The organism is Variovorax frigidus, assembly GCF_051216515.1.
In the GTDB taxonomy this organism is placed as follows: domain Bacteria; phylum Pseudomonadota; class Gammaproteobacteria; order Burkholderiales; family Burkholderiaceae_C; genus Variovorax.
This window is the reverse complement of the sequence record NZ_JBPJZF010000008.1, coordinates 226,323-241,789: the sequence shown is the minus strand read 5'-3', so window position 1 is coordinate 241,789 and position 15,467 is coordinate 226,323. Positions and strand designations below refer to the sequence as shown.

Annotated in this window: 12 protein-coding genes; 9 read left to right on the top strand and 3 right to left on the bottom strand. The window is 68.5% G+C overall.

The genetic code is table 11. The annotated features are described in order from the left end of the window. Positions 1–10: 10 nt before the first annotated feature. Together ACSFBC_RS24340 and ACSFBC_RS24335 are read right to left on the bottom strand one after the other, a co-directional pair. Positions 11–1,696, bottom strand: coding sequence for a thiamine pyrophosphate-binding protein (locus tag ACSFBC_RS24340; RefSeq protein ID WP_435512906.1), 1,686 nt, complete (start codon positions 1,694–1,696; stop codon positions 11–13). 147 nt (positions 1,697–1,843) lie between these two features. Then, positions 1,844–2,731, bottom strand: coding sequence for a helix-turn-helix domain-containing protein (locus ACSFBC_RS24335; RefSeq protein ID WP_435512905.1), 888 nt, complete (start codon positions 2,729–2,731; stop codon positions 1,844–1,846). A 218-nt stretch (positions 2,732–2,949) separates the two neighbouring features. Between ACSFBC_RS24335 and xdhA the strand changes: the two genes are divergently transcribed. The 9 genes from xdhA (at position 2,950) to ACSFBC_RS24290 (ending at position 13,916) form a co-directional block, all read left to right on the top strand. Next, positions 2,950–4,545 carry a xanthine dehydrogenase small subunit gene (xdhA, locus tag ACSFBC_RS24330; protein WP_435512904.1) on the top strand — a complete coding sequence of 532 codons (1,596 nt, stop codon included), beginning with the start codon at positions 2,950–2,952 and terminating at the stop codon, positions 4,543–4,545. Next, positions 4,542–6,986: a xanthine dehydrogenase molybdopterin binding subunit gene (gene xdhB, locus ACSFBC_RS24325; protein ID WP_435512903.1), complete on the top strand. Its 2,445-nt coding sequence runs from the start codon at positions 4,542–4,544 to the stop codon at positions 6,984–6,986. The genes xdhA and xdhB overlap by 4 nt, the downstream gene beginning before the upstream one ends. 46 nt (positions 6,987–7,032) lie before the next feature. Continuing rightward, complete coding sequence (locus ACSFBC_RS24320) at positions 7,033–7,986, top strand: LysR family transcriptional regulator (protein WP_435512902.1); 954 nt, start codon at positions 7,033–7,035, stop codon at positions 7,984–7,986. A gap of 127 nt (positions 7,987–8,113) precedes the next feature. Beyond that, on the top strand, positions 8,114–9,652 hold the full coding sequence (locus ACSFBC_RS24315) for an ABC transporter ATP-binding protein (protein ID WP_435512901.1): 1,539 nt from the start codon (positions 8,114–8,116) through the stop codon (positions 9,650–9,652). Continuing rightward, the gene (locus tag ACSFBC_RS24310) at positions 9,645–10,796 is read left to right on the top strand and encodes an ABC transporter permease (RefSeq protein WP_435512900.1); all 1,152 of its coding nucleotides are present in this window, start codon (positions 9,645–9,647) and stop codon (positions 10,794–10,796) included. The genes ACSFBC_RS24315 and ACSFBC_RS24310 overlap by 8 nt, the downstream gene beginning before the upstream one ends. Continuing rightward, a complete protein-coding gene (locus ACSFBC_RS24305; RefSeq protein ID WP_435512899.1) occupies positions 10,796–11,716 on the top strand; it encodes an ABC transporter permease in 921 nt (306 codons plus the stop codon). Before ACSFBC_RS24310 ends, ACSFBC_RS24305 begins: the two co-directional genes overlap by 1 nt. A gap of 165 nt (positions 11,717–11,881) precedes the next feature. After that, a complete protein-coding gene (locus ACSFBC_RS24300) occupies positions 11,882–13,051 on the top strand; it encodes a BMP family ABC transporter substrate-binding protein (protein WP_435512898.1) in 1,170 nt (389 codons plus the stop codon). A gap of 132 nt (positions 13,052–13,183) precedes the next feature. Beyond that, entirely contained in the window at positions 13,184–13,495 is a 312-nt protein-coding gene (locus ACSFBC_RS24295; RefSeq protein WP_435512897.1) for a type II toxin-antitoxin system HigB family toxin, read from the top strand. A gap of 43 nt (positions 13,496–13,538) precedes the next feature. Then, the gene (locus ACSFBC_RS24290; protein ID WP_435512896.1) at positions 13,539–13,916 is read left to right on the top strand and encodes a helix-turn-helix domain-containing protein; all 378 of its coding nucleotides are present in this window, start codon (positions 13,539–13,541) and stop codon (positions 13,914–13,916) included. A 31-nt stretch (positions 13,917–13,947) separates the two neighbouring features. Here the strand turns inward: ACSFBC_RS24290 and ACSFBC_RS24285 are convergent, their stop codons facing one another. After that, positions 13,948–15,399, bottom strand: a complete 1,452-nt coding sequence (locus ACSFBC_RS24285) for a SulP family inorganic anion transporter (RefSeq protein WP_435512895.1) — start codon at positions 15,397–15,399, stop codon at positions 13,948–13,950. Between the last annotated feature and the right edge of the window lie 68 nt (positions 15,400–15,467).

Genomic DNA, 15,467 nt, shown 5'->3' with positions numbered 1-15,467 from the left:
AAACCGGGTCTCAGGCCGCTGCGCGCAGGGCCTTTTCGCGCAGCTCGCTCAGCGTGGCGCGTGGTGTCAGGATTTCGGCCTCGATGGTCAGTTCGATCAGCGCGGCGCCGTCCCCTTCGAGTGCGCGCTGCAGCGCGGGCGCGAAGTCTTCGCTGCGCGCGACGCGTTCGGCACGCAGCCCGAAGGACCGGGCGTAGGCGACAAAGTCGGGGTTGCACAGGTCGGTGCCGATCGGGCGGCCCGGGTAGTTCGCTTCCTGGTGCATGCGGATGGTTCCGTACATGCCGTTGTTGAACACGATGAAGACGATGGCCAGGCCATGGCGCTTCACCGTGGCGAGTTCCTGCGAGGTCATGAGGAAACAGCCGTCGCCGGCCAGGCAGACGACCTGGCGCGACGGATGCCGCAGCTTGGCCGCGATCGCGGCCGGCACGCCGTAGCCCATCGCGCCGCTGGTCGGTGCGAGCTGCGTGTGCGGACGCGAGAACGGGTAGTAGCGGTGCGCCCAGGCGCTGTAGTTGCCGGCGCCGTTGGTGAGGATGGCGTCTGGCGACAGTGTGTCGCGCAGCGCGTGGATGACGTGTGCCGGGTCGAGCGCTGCCGCACGCGTGGACGGCGCCGTGTAGCGCGCGTGGTTGCGGCGCAGTTCGGCGAGCCAGCCGTGCCAGGGCGGTGCGTCGATGGGCGCCAGTGCTGCCGCGGCTTCGGCGAAGGGGTCGGGGTGGCCGAGCACCTTGAGCACCGGCTGGTAGACGCGGCCCAGCTCCTCGGCACAGGGCAGCACATGGACCAGCCGCTGGCGCGGCACCGGCACCTCGAGCAGCGTGTAGCCGCTGGTCACGATCTCGCCCAGGCGGGTGCCCACGGCAATCAGCAGATCGGCCTCGCGCACGGCTTTCGCGAGCTCGGGGTTGAGGCCGATGCCGACTTCGCCGACGTAGTGCGGATGGCGGTTGTCGAACAGGTCCTGGCGTCGGAAGGCACAGGCGACCGGCAGCCCGTTGGTTTCGGCGAAACGTTCGATGGCCGACCGGCCGGCGCCGCTCCAGCCCGGTCCGCCCAGCAGCAGAAGCGGTCGCCGCGCGCCGGCGAGTTCGGCGCGCAGGCGCTGCATCGCCTCGGGCGCGGGGTGCGACTGCGGCACTTCCACGCGCGGCACCATGGTGGGAGACGCGGAGTCGGTCAGCATGTCCTCGGGCAGCGCCAGGACCACGGGGCCCGGGCGGCCCGACATCGCGACCGAATAGGCGCGCGCCATCAGTTCGGGGATGCGCGCCGCGTCGTCGATCTGCGCGACCCACTTGGCGAAGGGGCCGAACATGCGTCGGTAGTCGACTTCCTGGAAGGCTTCGCGCTCGATCATGTCGCGCCCGACCTGGCCGATCAGCAGGATCATCGGCGTCGAATCCTGGAAGGCGGTGTGCACGCCGATGCTGGCGTTGGTGGCGCCCGGACCGCGCGTCACCATGCAGATGCCGGGGCGGCCGGTGAGCTTGCCGTGCGCCTCGGCCATGAAGGCCGCCGCGCCTTCGTGGCGACACACCACGACCTGCAGGGTTTCCTGCTGCGCATGGAGCGCGTCGAGCACGTCGAGGTAGCTTTCGCCGGGCACGCAGAACACGGTGTCGGTGCCCTGCGCGCGCAGGGCTTCGACGATCAGCTGGCCGCCGGTGCGGAGGGAGGAGGAGTCGTTCATCGCCAGCCATCGGACCGCCTGTGCAGCGGTGGAGTTGAGAGGCTTGAACTTTAGGCACCCCACCGTCCGATGCGGTAGGACGATTGCGAGCTCCAATGGCACTTTTTCGCAGCCCGGTCTAGGGGCTTACGCGAGGGGCGTCCGCCGCTAGCGGGGCGTGCCGTAGCGCTTCTTGAAGTCGCCGGGCGTCATCTGCGTGTGCTTCTTGAAGAAGCGGCCGAAGTAGGCATGGTCTTCGAAGTGCAGGTGGAACGCGATCTCGGCCACGCCCATGTCGGTGTTGCTCAGCAGCCGCTTGGCTTCGAGCACCAGCCGCTCCTGCACGAGTTGGCCGGCGGTCTTGCCGAGCGTGCGCTTGACCGCATCGTTGAGCTGGCGCTCGGTCACGTGCAGCCGCTGCGCATAGTCGCGCAGGGGCCCGAAGTCGAGGTAGTGCCGATCGATCAGCAGGTTGAAGCGCTTGGTCAGCGAATAGCTCTGCGGCGAGGCGCCGTCGCCGGTCCGCTCGGGGTAGAGACGGCGCAGCCGGGTGAGCAGCACCAGCAGGTAGGACCGCACGATGTCCAGCCGGGCCTCGGCCTTGCCCAGCATCTCCGTCTCCATCTCGAGCAGCAGCGGCAAAAGTGCGTCGTGCTGGGCCTGGGTCAGGTAGAGCACCGGGGCGTCGGATGCGATGTGGAAGAAGGGGTACTGCGCGATCTCGTCCGAGCGCGGGAACATCTGGACGAAGAACTCGGTGCTGAAGTTGACGACGAAGCCCTTGGGCTGCACCGTCGAAGCCCAGGCGTGCAGCTGGCCCGGGGACACGAAGAACACCGCGTTGGCGCGCGCCTCGAAGCTCTCGAAATCCAGCAGGTGGGTGCCGGCCGCCTCGCTCATCCACAGCAGGTGGTAGTAGTTGTGGCGATGCGGAAAACTGCGCGGGATGTCGGGCCGGTCCTCGAGCCGCACCAGGTCGAAATAGAACGCACCCGTCTCGCCGCCGAAGTCGGAGCTGTCGAAAGTCGGGAAGTCGGGAGCGTTCAGGGCGGCCAAAGCGGTGCGCTTGCAGGAGAGCGGACAGGACGGCCATTCTAAAAGCCGGCCTCCCGGCCGCCCTTGGCGCGACAATTGCTCTCGCTCGAAACCGATGCGCCCGCTCATCGCCCGCCATATAGGCACTATGGGCGCAGTGGTATGGAACGAGGTCCTGCAAGCATTAAGTTCCAGTGTCGGCACAAGACGCCCAACCCAGAACGAGACAGCCCGCGACCATGAGTCCCACGACGACATCACCGATCCGCTTTTTCCACCAGGGCCGCACCGTCGAGGTCGGTGGTGTGCATCCCACGCGCTCGGTGCTCGACTGGCTGCGCGAGGACGCGCATTGCACCGGCACCAAGGAAGGCTGCAACGAGGGCGACTGCGGTGCCTGCACCGTGGTCATCGGCGAACTGGCCCCCGAGGGCACGCCCGGCACCGTCGGCGGACTGAAGCTGGAAACGGTCAACGCCTGCATCCAGTTCCTGCCCACGCTGCACGGCAAGGCGCTGTTCACGGTCGAGGACCTGAAGACGCGTGGCGGCGCCGACTGCACGCACGATGCGGCGCGGCACGACAAGCACCCGGTGCAGCGCCTGCATCCGGTGCAGCAGGCGATGGTCGACTGCCACGGCTCGCAGTGCGGCTTCTGCACCCCCGGCTTCGTGATGTCGCTGTGGTCGACCTACGAACACCACCAGACCACCGGCACCCGCCCGAGCCGCCAGCAACTGGCCGACGACCTGTCGGGCAACCTGTGCCGCTGCACCGGCTACCGGCCGATCCTCGACGCCGGCCAGCGCATGTTCGACCTGCCCGCGGTGCCTTTCGACACCCGGCCGGTGGTGCAGGCGCTCGAAGGCCTGCGGCGCGAAAGCACCTTCGACTACGCCGCTGTTCGAGACGGTCGCCAGGACCACTTCCACGCGCCGACCACGCTCGACGCCCTGGCCGCGCTGCGCGAAAGCAAGCCCGCCGCGCGGCTGCTCGCGGGCTCGACCGACGTCGGGCTCTGGGTCAACAAGCAGTTCCGTGACCTGGGCGACATCGTCTACCTGGGCGACGTGGCCGAGCTCAAGGTGATCGAGGAGCGCGGCGACGCGCTCTACATCGGCGCCGGCGCCTCGCTCGAGGCCGCCTGGAGCGCGCTGGCGCAGCGGGCGCCCGCGCTGGTCGACGTCTGGCTGCGCTTCGCCTCGCCGCCGATCCGCCATGCGGGCACCATGGGCGGCAACGTGGCCAACGGCTCGCCCATCGGCGACGCGCCGCCCGTGCTGATGGCGCTGGACGCGCAGATCGAGCTGCGCCGCGGCGCGCACACGCGTCGCATGCCGCTCAGCGATTTCTACCTCGACTACATGAAGAACCGGCTCGAGCCCGGCGAGTTCGTCCAGGGCCTGGCGGTGCCGCTGGCCGCGCTGCAGCGCCAGGTGCGTGCCTACAAGATCAGCAAGCGCTTCGACTGCGACATCTCGGCGCTGTGCGCGGGCTTCGCGCTCGCGCTCGACGGCGACACGGTGAAGGACGTGCGGCTGGCCTTCGGCGGCATGGCCGGCATCGTCAAGCGGGCGGCCGGGGCCGAGGCCGCGCTGCTCGGCCGGCCCTGGTCGCAGCAGAGCGTCAAGGCCGCGCAGCAGGCGCTGGCGCAGGACTTCCAGCCGCTGTCGGACATGCGTGCCTCGGCCGCCTACCGGCTGCAGGTGGCGCAGAACCTGATCCAGCGCCTGTGGCTGGAAACCCGCGGAACCGATGCGCTGCCGCCCGCGGCCACCAGCGTCTGGAGCGTGATGCCGCACGATGTGCTGGCCGTGCAGGAGTCCTCGAAATGAACAAGCCCATCGACGCCCGACTGCTCCAGCCCGCCGAGGCCTTTGCCGACTACGAGGCCAACATCCTGGCGCGCATCGACCGCGGCGCCGAAGCCAAGGCGCACGACGGCGGCGCGCGCGTGGGCATCAGCCGCCCGCACGAATCCGCGCAGCTGCACGTGGCCGGCGAGGCCACCTACATCGACGACATCCCCGAGCTGCGCGGCACGCTGCATTGCGCGCTGGGCCTGTCGCCGGCGGCCAACGGCCGGCTCACCGGCATGAACCTCGACCTGCTGCGCGCACTGCCCGGCGTGGTGGCGGTGCTGTCGGCGGCCGACATCCCGGGCAGCAACGACTGCGGCTCGATCGTGCACGACGACCCGATCCTGTGCAGCGGCGACATCCGCTACCTGGGCCAGCCGGTGTTCGCGGTGATCGCACAGACGCGCGACATCGCCCGCCGCGTGGCCGCGCGCGCCAAGGAGGTGCTGAAGGTCGAGGCCGCGCCGCCGGTGCTCACGCCGCAGGACGCGCACGCGCGCGGCCAGTACGTGGTGCCGCCGATGCACCTGCGCCGCAGCGCCTCCGCGCCGGGCGGCGACGAACAGGCCGCGGTGCGCGCCGCCATCGCGGCGGCGCCGCATCGGCTGAAAGCCACGCTCGACGTCGGCGGCCAGGAGCAGTTCTACCTCGAAGGCCAGATCAGCTACGCGATCCCGAAGGAGGGCGGCGGCATGCACGTGCACTGCTCGACCCAGCACCCGAGCGAGATGCAGCACCTGGTGGCGCACGCGCTGCACCTGCATGCCAACGAGGTGCATGTCGAATGCCGGCGCATGGGCGGCGGTTTCGGCGGCAAGGAGTCGCAGTCGGGCCTGTTCGCCTGCGTGGCCGCGGTCGCCGCGAACAAGCTGCAGCGCCCGGTCAAATTGCGGCTGGACCGCGACGACGACTTCATGGTCACCGGCCGGCGCCATTGCTTCTGGTACGACTACGAGGTCGGCTACGACGACGAGGGCCGGCTGCTGGGCGCGGAGATCTCGATGGTCTCGCGCGCCGGCCACTCGGCCGACCTGTCGGGTCCGGTGATGACCCGCGCGCTGTGCCACTTCGACAACGCCTACTGGCTGCCCGAGGTGTCGATGCACGGCTATTCGGGCAAGACCAACACCCAGAGCAACACGGCCTTCCGCGGTTTCGGCGGGCCGCAGGGCGCGATCGCGGTCGAGAACATCCTCGACACCGTGGCGCGTGCGCTAGGTCGCGATCCGCTCGACGTGCGGCGCATCAACTTCTACGGCAAGGACGAGCGCAACGTCACGCCCTACGAGCAGGTCGTGACCGACAACGTGATCCACGAGCTGGTGGCCGAGCTCGAGCAGACCAGCGACTACCGCGCGCGGCGCGAGGACATCGCCGACTACAACCGCACGAGCCCGGTGCTCAAGCGCGGCCTGGCGCTGGCGCCGCTGAAGTTCGGCATCTCGTTCAACGTCAAGCACTTCAACCAGGCGGGCGCGCTGGTCCATGTCTACAGCGATGGTTCGATCCTGGTGAACCACGGCGGCACCGAGATGGGGCAGGGCCTCAACACCAAGGTGGCGCAGGTGGTGGCCCATGAGCTGGGCGTGGGCTTCGAGAGCGTGCGCGTGACCGCCACCGACACCACCAAGGTCGCCAACACCTCGGCCACCGCCGCCTCGACCGGCGCCGACCTGAACGGCAAGGCCGCGCAGGACGCGGCCCGCCAGATCCGCGAGCGGCTGGCCGTGTGCGCCGCCGCGCGCCACGGCGGCGAGCCGGCCGACGTGCGCTTCGCCAACGACCAGGTCGAGGTCAACGCCCGCACCCTGAGCTTCGCCACGCTGGTGGGCGAGGCCTACATCGACCGGGTGCAGCTCTGGTCCGACGGCTTCTACGCCACGCCGGGCCTGAGCTGGGACCGCGACCGGCTCAAGGGCCGGCCCTTCTACTACTTCGCCTACGGCGCGGCCGTGAGCGAGGTGGTGGTGGACACGCTGACCGGCGAATGGAAGCTGCTGCGCGCCGACATCCTGCAGGACGCGGGCCGCTCGCTGAACCCGGCCATCGACATCGGCCAGGTCGAGGGCGCATTCATCCAGGGCATGGGCTGGCTCACGACCGAGGAACTGGTCTGGCATCCGCAGAGCGGCAAGCTCACGACCCACGCGCCCAGCACCTACAAGATCCCGACCGCCAACGACTGCCCGCCGGTGTTCAACGTGCGGCTGTTCGACGGCCCCAACGCCGAGGATTCGATCCATCGCAGCAAGGCGGTGGGGGAGCCGCCGCTGCTGCTGCCCTTCTCGGTCTTCTTCGCGATCCGCGACGCCGTGTCGGCCGCAGGCGAGCACCGGGTCGATCCGCCGCTGCGTGCGCCCGCGACCAGCGAGGCGATTTTGAGCGCGATCACCGCAGTCCAGGCGGCCGCCGCCTGAAGCAGCGGTATAACCGTCCGCATATTGTGAAAATGTGTAGATTGTTATGAGAGATCAAGCCCTGTTCGACAAGATCGACTTGCACCTGATCCGTGTCCTTCACACCGTACTGACCGATCGCAGCGTCTCGCGCGCCGCCATCCGCCTGGGCATGTACCAGCCCGCCGTCTCGGCCGCGCTCAAGCGGCTGCGCGAACTGTCGGGCGACCCGCTGCTGGTGCGCTCGGGCTCGGGCATGGTGCCGACCGATGCGGCGCTGCGCATGATCGAGCCCGCCGCCAGCATCCTGCGCTCGGCCGAGGTGCTGTTCAGCGACGCCCGCGGCTTCGATCCGCAGACCGCCACCAACACCTTCCGCGTGGCCGCCAGCGACTACCTCGACCCGATGTTCCTGCCGATGTTCGTCACGCAGGTGAAGGCGCAGGCGCCGCTGTGCAAGATCGAGATCCATCCGCTGTCGCCGGACTCCAACTACCACGGCCACCTGTCGCTGGGCGACGTCGACCTGGTGATCGGCAACTGGCTCAAGCCGCCCGAGGACCTGCACATGGCGCGGCTGTTCGGCGACGAGATCGTCTCGCTGGTGAGCGCCGACCACCCGGTGGTGCGCCGCGGCTGGGATGCCGAGACCTGGCTGGCGGCCGAGCATGTCGCGCCCACGCCGATGCACCCGGGCGCGCGCGGCATCATCGACCAGATGCTCGACGCGCAGAACATGCAGCGCAACATCACGGCCCGCTGCGCGCATTTCAGCCTGATCCCCGACATGGTGGCCTCGAGCCTGCTGGTGCTGACCACCGGGCGCCAGTACTGCGAGCGTTTCGCGGCCCGGCTGCCGGTGCGCATCGTCGAATGCCCGGTGAGTCTTCCGCGCCTGATGTATTACCAGCTGTGGCACGAGCGAACGCACGCGTCGAGCTCGGCGCGCTGGCTGCGCGAGCGCATCAAGTCGGTGGCCGCCTCGCTGCGTTCGCCCGCCGGCATCGCTCCCGAACCCTGACCCGCCAGGCTCCGCGTGGCCTGTTTTCTGCTTTTGCTGCTGCCACGCCGACGACCTGCACACGAACAAAGATGGACCCACGGACCGATCCGGCCCCTACGACAACCACGATGCCACCGAGACACGCATGACCACGCCACGACTCCAGCTCTCCCACATCACCAAGCGCTATCCGGCGGTGGTGGCCAACAGCGACGTCTCGCTGGTGGTCCAGCCGGGCGAGACGCATGCCGTGCTCGGCGAAAACGGCGCCGGCAAGTCGACGCTGATGAAGATCATCTACGGCGCGGTCAAGCCCGACGAGGGCACGGTGCTGTTCAACGGCCAGGCCGTGAACGTGCGCAATCCGCAGGAGGCGCGCGCGCTGGGCATCAGCATGGTGTTCCAGCACTTCAGCCTGTTCGACACGCTCACCGTGGCCGAGAACGTCTGGCTGGGGCTCGACAAGCACCTGGCGCTGACGGAGGTCGCCCGGCGCATCACGGCCAAGGCGAGCGAGTACGGGCTGGACATCGACCCCTCGCGGCCGGTGCACACGTTGTCGGTGGGCGAGATGCAGCGGGTGGAGATCATCCGCGCGCTGCTGACCGACCCCAAGCTGCTGATCCTCGACGAACCGACCTCGGTGCTCACGCCGCAGGCGGTGGTCAAGCTGTTCGTGGTGCTGAAGAAGCTCGCGTCCGAGGGCTGCAGCATCCTCTACATCAGCCACAAGCTGCACGAGATCCGCGAGCTCTGCACCGCCTGCACCGTGCTGCGCGGCGGCAAGGTCACGGGCGTGTGCAATCCGCAGAACGAGACCAACGAGTCGCTCTCGCGGCTGATGATCGGCGCCGAACCGCCGCCGCTGCAGCACCGCGAGCTCAAGGCGGGCGCGGTGGCGCTGCGCGTCAAGGCGCTGACGCTGGCGCGCGAGGACCAGTTCGGCGTCGACCTCGACCGCGTGTCGCTCGACGTGCGCGCGGGCGAGGTCGTGGGCATCGCCGGCGTCTCGGGCAACGGCCAGAAGGAACTGCTCTATGCGCTGTCGGGCGAGGACACGCGCGCCGAGCCCGCGATGATCGAGGTCTTCGGCCAGGCCGCGGCGCGGCTGCGTCCGCGCCAGCGCCGTGCGCTGGGCGTGCACTTCGTGCCCGAGGAACGGCTGGGCCGCGGCGCTGTGCCCACGCTGGGCCTCGCGCACAACATGCTGCTCACGCGCAGCAACGCGGTCGGCAGGGGCGGCTGGATCCGCACCGGGCAACTCGCGCAGCATGCCAGCGAGATCATCCGGCGCTTCAACGTGAAGGCCGGCGGCCCGCATGCGGCGGCGCGCTCGCTGTCGGGCGGCAACCTGCAGAAATTCATCGTCGGGCGCGAGATCGACGCCAACCCCAAGCTGTTCATCGTCTCGCAGCCGACCTGGGGCGTGGACGTGGGCGCGGCCGCGCTGATCCGCAACGAGATCCTCGCGCTGCGCGATGCCGGCTGCGCGGTGCTGGTGGTGAGCGAGGAGCTCGACGAGCTGTTCGAGATCAGCGACCGGCTCTACGTGATCGCCAAGGGGCGGCTCTCGCCCTCGGTCGACCGCGCCGCGGCGACCGTGCCGAAGATCGGCGAATGGATGAGCGGCCTCTGGGAGGCCCATGGCGCACCCGCTGCCGCCAAGGAGGTGGCCCATGTTTAAGCTCGAACCCCGCCCGCAACTCTCGCGCTTCTGGACCTACGGTTCGCCGATCCTCGCGCTGCTGATCACCGTGGTGATCGGCACGGCGCTGTTCGCGCTGCTCGGCAAGGACCCGGTCAAGGGCCTGGGGGTGTTCTTCTGGGAGCCGATCAAGAGCGGCTATGCGCTGGGCGAGCTGATGGTCAAGGCCACGCCGCTGCTGATCATCGCGCTGGGCCTGGCCGTGTGCTTCCGCTCCAACGTCTGGAACATCGGCGCCGAGGGCCAGTTCGTGATGGGTGCGATCTTCGCCGGCGGCGTGGCGCTCCTGGCCGACAAGAGCACCGGTCCGTGGATCGTGGTGCCGATCCTGATGGCCGGCATCCTGGGCGGCATGGTGTGGGCCGGCATCGTGGCCTTCCTGCGCGACAAGTGCAATGCCAACGAGATCCTGGTGAGCCTGATGCTGGTGTACGTCGCGACGCTGCTGCTGGGCTACATGGTCTACGGGCCGTGGAAGGACCCCGCGGGCTACAACTTCCCACAGACCAAGAACTTCGACGCGGTCACGCAGATCCCGCGGCTCATCAAGGGCTCGCGCGTGAGCATCGGCCTCCTGATCGCGCTGGTGGGGGCGGGCGCGCTGTGGGTCTTCCTGTTCCGCACGCGGGCCGGTTTCGCGCAGCAGGTGGGCGGCCTGGCGCCGGCGGCCGCGCGCTATGCGGGCTTCTCGGCCCGGCGCGCGGTCTGGATCGCGCTGCTGACCTCGGGCGGCGCGGCCGGCCTGGCGGGTGCGCTCGAAGTGGCCGGCCCGATCGGCCAGCTCACGCCCTACGTGCCCGCGGGCTACGGCTTCGCGGCCATCATCGTGGCCTTCGTCGGCCGGCTGCATCCGGTGGGCATGATCTTCTCGGCCATCCTGATGAGCATGTTCTACATCGGCGGCGAGCTCGCGCAGTCGCGCCTGGGCCTGCCCAAGTCGCTGACCGGCGTGTTCCAGGGCCTGCTGCTGTTCTCGCTGCTGGCCTGCGACACGCTGATCGTCTACCGCGTGCGCCGCAAGGCCGCGGCCAAGGCGGCGACGACCGCGACCGCCACTTCTTCGCTGCAAGCCAGCACACCACTCACCGCGCCCGTGGCGCGCACCACCGGGGGACAAGTCTGATGGACTCCTACGCACTGCTCATCGGCTCCTCGCTGAGCGCCGGCACCGTGCTCGCCATCGCGGCGCTCGGCCTGTTGATCAACGAGAAGGCCGGCATCGTCAACCTCGGCGCCGAGGGCATGATGCTGTGCGCCGCCATCGCGGGCTTCGCGACGGTGGTGACCACGCACAACCCCTGGCTGGGCTTCCTCGCCGGCATGGCGGCGGGCGCGGCGATGGCCGCGATCTTCGGCGTGCTGGTGATCTGGCTCAACACCAACCAGTACGCGACCGGGCTCGCGCTGAGCCTGTTCGGCGTCGGCTTCTCGGCCTTCGTCGGCATCAACTTCGTGCAGGCCAAGCTGCCCGACAGCGTGTCCTATGCGCTGCCGGTGCTGGGCGACATCCCGCTGGTCGGACCGGCCCTGTTCCGACACCACCCGATGGTGTATTTCGCGGTGGCGCTGACCGTCGGCCTGATCTGGTTCCTCTACCGCACGCGCGCCGGCCTGGTGCTGCGCTCGGTGGGCGAATCGCCCGAGTCCTCGCATGCGCTGGGCTATCCCGTGCGGCGCATCCGCTTCATGGCGGTGGTCGCGGGCGGCGCGCTGTGCGGGCTGTCGGGCGCGTATCTCTCGACCGTCTACACGCCGCTGTGGGTCGAGGGCATGGTGGCCGGCCGCGGCTGGATCGCGCTGGCGCTGACCACCTTCGCCACCTGGCGGCCGGTGCGCGTGCTGCTGGGTGCCTACCTGTTCGGCGGCGTGTCGATGCTGGGTTTCCACCTGCAGAGCACGGGCGTCGACGTGCCCAGCCAGTTCCTGAGCATGCTGCAGTACATCGCGCCCATCGTGGTGCTGGCGCTGATCTCGCGCAACCCGGCGTTCATCCGCATCAACATGCCGGCCTCCATTGGGAAACCTTTCTACCCCGGCTCATAATGAGCCCACCCCGAATCGGCCACTTCGTGTGGCCGAGCCCCCCTCAAGGGGCAACACCAGCGGCCCGGCAAAGCCGGTTCCGCGGTGTTCGCGCTTCGGCAGCGCCGGTCTCGACCATTGCCATCGCTCTTGATTTTTCCGTCAACCTATCGAGGATCTCGACAAATGAATGATTTGAACAAGCGCTCCCTGCTCAAGCTGGCCGCTCTCACGGCCGTCGCTTCCGCCGCCCTGATCGGCTGTGGCAAGAAGGAAGAGCCGGCGGCCGCCGCACCGGCACCCGCGCCCGCACCGGCCGCCGCTGCCGCGCCGGCTGCCGTCGCGCCGCTCAACATCGCATTCGCCTATGTCGGCCCGGTGGGCGACGGCGGCTGGTCCTTCGCGCACGACAACGGTCGCAAGGCCCTCGAGAAGGAATTCGGCGACAAGATCAAGACCACCTTCGTCGAAAGCGTGCCCGAGTCGGCCGACGCCGAACGCGTGTTCCGCGACCTCGTGGGCCAGGGCAACAAGCTGATCTTCGGCACCACCTTCGGCTACATGGAGCCGCTGCTCAAGGTCGCCACCGACAACAAGGAAGTCAAGTTCGAGCACGCCACCGGCTACAAGACCGCCGAGAACATGCGCACCTACGACAGCCGCACCTACGAAGGCGCGTACATGGCCGGCGTCATCGCGGGCGCGATGACCAAGTCGAACACGCTGGGCGTGGTCGGCTCGGTGCCGATCCCCGAAGTGCTGCGCAACATCAACAGCTTCACGCTGGGCGCGCAGTCGGTGAACCCGAAGATCACGACCAAGGTGGTGTGGGTCAACGAATGGTTCAGCCCGCCGAAGGAAACCGAAGCGGCCACCGCGCTGATCAACGGCGGCGCCGACGTGCTGTTCCAGAACACCGACTCGCCGGCCGTGCTCAAGACCGCACAGGAAAAGGGCAAGCGCGCCTTCGGCTGGGATTCCGACATGACCGCCTACGGCCCCAAGGCCCATCTGGCATCGGCCGTGATCAACTGGGGTCCGTACTACGTCAAGGCCACCCAGGACGCGCTCGACGGCAAGTGGGCGACCGGCCAGAGCTGGTGGGGCGTGAAGGAAGGCGCGATCGACCTGGTGTCGGTGGCCGAAGACGTGCCGGCCGACATCAAGACCAAGGTCGAGACCGTGAAGGCCGGCCTGAAGGACGGCAGCTTCTCGATCTGGAAGGGCCCGATCGTCGGCCAGGACGGCAAGGAAGTGGTTGCGGCCGGTGCCGTGGCCGACGACAAGTTCCTCTCGGGCGTGAACTTCTACATCAAGGGCGTCGAAGGCAAGGTGCCGGGCGGCGACAAGAAGTAAGGCGCGCTGCGCTGATCCAGAGGCCGCCTTCGGGCGGCCTTTTTGATGGGTTCGGCGCATTGGTCGACAGAAGAGAGCCGCCGCAGTTTGGGTTCGGATTTTCAAAGTCCCAAAATGGGACTAAAATCAGATATGCGAGTCATTGCGCTTTCCACACTTCGGAACTTCTGGGCTTCGCACGCACATCGCGACGCCGAGCAACCGCTGAAGGCCTGGTATGCAGAAGCAATGGCTGCGGCATGGACTCAGCCTGCGGACATAAAGGCTCGGTATGCGAACGCAAGCATCCTCAAAGGAGGGCGGGTGATCTTCAACATCAAGGGGAACGACTACCGTCTGATTGCGGCGATCTCCTATAAGCAGCAGGCCGTCTATGTGAAATTCGTCGGCACGCATGCGGCGTACGACCAGGTCGATGCCGAGACCATCGACCAGACCCAGTAGAAGGCTTCTTCAAAGACGCGGTGTCGCGTTTGGAGTGAACAACATGAACATCCATCCGATCAGGACGCAAGCAGACCACAAGGCAACGCTTCGTGAGGTCTCTGCCCTCATGGAGCGCGACCCGGATTTGGGTACACCGGACGGCGATCGTCTCGACATTCTGCTCACACTTCTTCAGGCCTACGAGGCGAAGCATTACCCCATCGATCCGCCGGACCCCATCGAGGCCATCAAGTTCAGGATGGATCAGGCGGGCATGACGGTAAAAGACCTCGTGCCCTACATCGGCCCGCTCAACCGGGTGTACGAAGTGCTGGCGTACAAGCGCCCGCTGTCGCTCGGCATGATCCGCAGACTCGCGGACGGCCTTCGCATCCCGGCCGAAGTGCTGATTCGCGAATCGGACGCCGTCGCAGCCTGAAGCGCGCGGCATGGGGCGCTGCGAGCGATCGTTATGCGCCCCGACCCAGGCGATCGATCAACACCCGGCTCGCCGCATTCATGCCCACCACCTCGACCGCGCTGCCGTGCTTGCGCAAGCGCTGCACCACGGTGTCGAGCGCCTCGACCGCGGTCACGTCCCAGAAATGTGCCTGGGTCACGTCGATGCGCACGGGGCGGTCTTCGGTGTCGCGCGGGTCGAAGGCATCGACGAACAGGTCGGCCGAGGCGAAGAAGACCTGGCCGGTCACCCGGTAGACGCGGGCGCCGTCGGCCGCATCGGCCTCGATGGCCACGCCCATCAGGCGCGAGACCTTGAAGGTGAAGAACACGCCGCTCAGCATCACGCCCACGGCGACGCCGGCGGCAAGGTTCTCGGTCGCGACGGTCACCGCCACGGTGGCCAGCATCACCGCGCTCGACACGCGCGGATGGCGGACCACGCCGCGCAGCGAGCCCCAGTCGAAGGTCGAGGCCGAGACCATCACCATGATCGCCACCAGCGCGATCACCGGCACCTGCGACACCCAGGGCTTGAGCAGCACCATGAGGATCAGCAGGAAGGCGCCCGCGAACAGCGTGGACAGCCGGCCGCGGCCGCCGTAGCGCACGTTGCTCACCGTCTGGCCGATCATTCCGCAACCCGCGATGCCGCCGAACAGGCTGGCCGCCACGTTGGCGATGCCGAGGCCCGCACACTCGCGGTTCTTCGAACTGGGCGTGTCGGTGAGTTCGTCCACCACCTTGGCCGTCATCATCGATTCGAGCAGGCCGACCATGGCGATGGCCAGCGCCGGCAGCGCGATCAGGCGCAGCGTGGCCAGGTCGAGCGGCACGTCGGGCCAGCCGAACATCGGCAGCGCATCGGGCAGCTGCCCGAGGTCGGCCACGGTCGTCACCGGCAGGCCGGCCACGGCCGCCAGCACCGACAGCACCACGATGCAGACCAGCGGCGAGGGCACCACCGATGTCAGCCGGGGCAGCAGATAGATGATCGCCAGCCCGAGCGCGAGCAGTGCCCAGGTCGCGCCGTTGGCGCCCACCAGGTGTGGCATCTGGGCGGCGAAGATCAGGATCGCGAGCGCATTGACGAAGCCGGTGCGCACCGAAGACGAGACGAAGCGCATCAGCGCGCCGAGCCGCAGCAGGCCGAACGCGACCTGCATCAAGCCTGCCAGCACGCCGGCCGCGAGCAGATAGGCCAGGCCGTGCGACTGCACCAGCGGTGCGGCCACCAGGGCGACCGAGCCGGCCGCCGCCGAGATCATGGCCGGGCGCCCGCCGGTGAAGGCGATCACCATGCTGATCACGAAGGAGGCGAACAGGCCCACCGCCGGGTCGACGCCCGCCACGAAAGAGAAGGCGATGACTTCGGGGATGAGCGCGAAGGTGGCCACGGCACCCGCCATGAGTTCGCGGGGGATGCTCGGCGCCCATTCGGCGCGCAGTCGGGAAAGAGACATGGGAAGGAAGACGGTGCGTTGGAATTCTGGTGGGACCGTTCGAGGCCCGGAGGTCGATGGCTCCTGTT

Bases quoted from the DNA above. Each gene is read 5' to 3' on its own strand.
- ACSFBC_RS24285 (WP_435512895.1), bottom strand. From the start codon at position 15,399: ATGTCTCTTTCCCGACTGCGCGCCGAATGGGCGCCGAGCATCCCCCGC.
- ACSFBC_RS24290 (WP_435512896.1), top strand. From the start codon at position 13,539: ATGAACATCCATCCGATCAGGACGCAAGCAGACCACAAGGCAACGCTT.
- ACSFBC_RS24310 (WP_435512900.1), top strand. From the start codon at position 9,645: ATGTTTAAGCTCGAACCCCGCCCGCAACTCTCGCGCTTCTGGACCTAC.
- ACSFBC_RS24295 (WP_435512897.1), top strand. From the start codon at position 13,184: ATGCGAGTCATTGCGCTTTCCACACTTCGGAACTTCTGGGCTTCGCAC.
- ACSFBC_RS24340 (WP_435512906.1), bottom strand. From the start codon at position 1,696: ATGAACGACTCCTCCTCCCTCCGCACCGGCGGCCAGCTGATCGTCGAA.
- xdhB (WP_435512903.1), top strand. From the start codon at position 4,542: ATGAACAAGCCCATCGACGCCCGACTGCTCCAGCCCGCCGAGGCCTTT.
- ACSFBC_RS24305 (WP_435512899.1), top strand. From the start codon at position 10,796: ATGGACTCCTACGCACTGCTCATCGGCTCCTCGCTGAGCGCCGGCACC.
- xdhA (WP_435512904.1), top strand. From the start codon at position 2,950: ATGAGTCCCACGACGACATCACCGATCCGCTTTTTCCACCAGGGCCGC.
- ACSFBC_RS24320 (WP_435512902.1), top strand. From the start codon at position 7,033: ATGAGAGATCAAGCCCTGTTCGACAAGATCGACTTGCACCTGATCCGT.
- ACSFBC_RS24315 (WP_435512901.1), top strand. From the start codon at position 8,114: ATGACCACGCCACGACTCCAGCTCTCCCACATCACCAAGCGCTATCCG.
- ACSFBC_RS24300 (WP_435512898.1), top strand. From the start codon at position 11,882: ATGAATGATTTGAACAAGCGCTCCCTGCTCAAGCTGGCCGCTCTCACG.